Here is a 2,051-nt window from a genome sequence, read left to right as displayed (position 1 = left end):
GCTGTACGCCGCCATGACCCACGAGCGCGTGTTCGACTACCGCCCGGGCGAAGTCTACTGGTGCACCGCCGACGTCGGCTGGGTCACCGGCCACACGTACATCGTCTACGGCCCGCTGGCCAACGGCGCGACCACGGTGCTGTTCGAAGGCGTGCCGAACTACCCGGACATCACCCGGGTGGCGAAGATCGTCGACAAGCACAAGGTCAACATCCTCTACACCGCGCCGACTGCGATCCGCGCGATGATGGCGTCGGGCAAAGCCGCTGTTGAAGGCGCTGATGGCAGCAGCCTGCGTCTGTTGGGTTCGGTCGGTGAGCCGATCAACCCGGAAGCGTGGGACTGGTACTACAAGAACGTCGGCCAATCCCGTTGCCCGATCGTCGACACCTGGTGGCAGACCGAAACCGGCGCCACCCTGATGAGCCCACTGCCGGGTGCTCACGCCCTCAAGCCGGGTTCCGCTGCACGGCCGTTCTTCGGCGTGGTGCCGGCGCTGGTCGACAACCTGGGCAACATCATCGAGGGCGCTGCCGAAGGCAACCTGGTGATCCTCGATTCGTGGCCAGGCCAGGCGCGCACGCTGTACGGCGACCATGACCGCTTCGTCGACACCTACTTCAAGACNTTCCGTGGCATGTACTTCACCGGTGACGGCGCACGTCGCGATGAAGATGGCTACTGGTGGATCACCGGTCGTGTGGATGACGTGTTGAACGTGTCCGGCCACCGCATGGGCACCGCCGAGATNGAAAGTGCCATGGTTGCTCACCCGAAAGTCGCCGAGGCTGCCGTGGTCGGCGTGCCGCACGACATCAAGGGCCAGGGCATTTATGTCTACGTCACGCTGATCGCGGGTGAAGTACCGAGCGAGCAACTGCGTCTGGAATTGAAAAACTGGGTGCGTAAGGAAATTGGTCCGATTGCTTCACCGGATGTGATCCAGTGGGCACCGGGGCTGCCGAAAACCCGTTCGGGCAAGATCATGCGCCGGATTCTGCGCAAGATTGCGACCGCCGAATACGATGGGTTGGGGGATATCTCCACCCTGGCGGATCCGGGTGTGGTGCAGCATTTGATTGATGAGCACATATCAATAAACGTGGCCTAACAGCTATCCGTAGTCCCTGACAGCAGATATTCGTTCATTCCGTTGTTCAGGATAAATGAGGCTCGTTGGGGACATTGAATGTTTCTTGGTAGTCCTTACATGGGTTGCTCGATATGAAAGAAAGANGCGGACAAAACAAAACCCCTACCTGCATACGCAGATAGGGGTTTCGGAATTTAATCTTGACGATGACCTACTCTCACATGGGGAAACCCCACACTACCATCGGCGATGCATCGTTTCACTGCTGAGTTCGGGATGGGATCAGGTGGTTCCAATGCTCTATGGTCGTCAAGAAATTCGGTAGCCAGGTCGTTTGCCTTGCGGCGCACGCTCCAGCGAATGGGTATGTGATAGATCTCGGTGTTTGTGAACAATCGAACTTTCGGTTCGTTTCGTCTTCACACACCGCAATCTGGTGCCTTTTCAGGTCAACAAATTGCTTGGGTGTTATATGGTCAAGCCTCACGGGCAATTAGTATTGGTTAGCTCAACGCCTCACAGCGCTTACACACCCAACCTATCAACGTCGTAGTCTTCGACGGCCCTTCAGGGGACTCAAGGTCCCAGTGAGATCTCATCTTGAGGCTAGTTTCCCGCTTAGATGCTTTCAGCGGTTATCTATTCCGAACATAGCTACCCGGCAATGCCACTGGCGTGACAACCGGAACACCAGAGGTTCGTCCACTCCGGTCCTCTCGTACTAGGAGCAGCCCCTCTCAAATCTCAAACGTCCACGGCAGATAGGGACCGAACTGTCTCACGACGTTCTAAACCCAGCTCGCGTACCACTTTAAATGGCGAACAGCCATACCCTTGGGACCGGCTTCAGCCCCAGGATGTGATGAGCCGACATCGAGGTGCCAAACACCGCCGTCGATATGAACTCTTGGGCGGTATCAGCCTGTTATCCCCGGAGTACCTTTTATCCGTTGAGCGA

1 protein-coding gene and 2 rRNA genes (1 of these 3 running past the window's edge) are annotated in these 2,051 nt (G+C 57.3%); 1 reads left to right on the top strand and 2 read right to left on the bottom strand.

Annotated features, from left to right (window positions below):
- The coding region (locus B7L09_RS31095) for an AMP-binding protein (RefSeq protein ID WP_141213527.1) at positions 1-1,111 on the top strand (1,111 nt) is incomplete at its 5' end.
- 180 nt (positions 1,112-1,291) lie between these two features.
- On the opposite strand, the gene rrf is transcribed toward B7L09_RS31095, so the two are convergent.
- Together rrf and B7L09_RS31085 are read right to left on the bottom strand one after the other, a co-directional pair.
- A 5S ribosomal RNA gene (gene rrf / locus B7L09_RS31090) occupies positions 1,292-1,407 on the bottom strand.
- A gap of 158 nt (positions 1,408-1,565) precedes the next feature.
- Positions 1,566-2,051 (bottom strand): 23S ribosomal RNA (locus tag B7L09_RS31085) (it continues 2,406 nt past the right edge of the window).

This window comes from Pseudomonas mandelii, assembly GCF_002251635.1.
GTDB lineage: Bacteria > Pseudomonadota > Gammaproteobacteria > Pseudomonadales > Pseudomonadaceae > Aquipseudomonas > Aquipseudomonas mandelii_B.
Note: the sequence above shows the minus strand (reverse complement) of the source record. Positions and strands in the feature narration are given on the sequence as shown.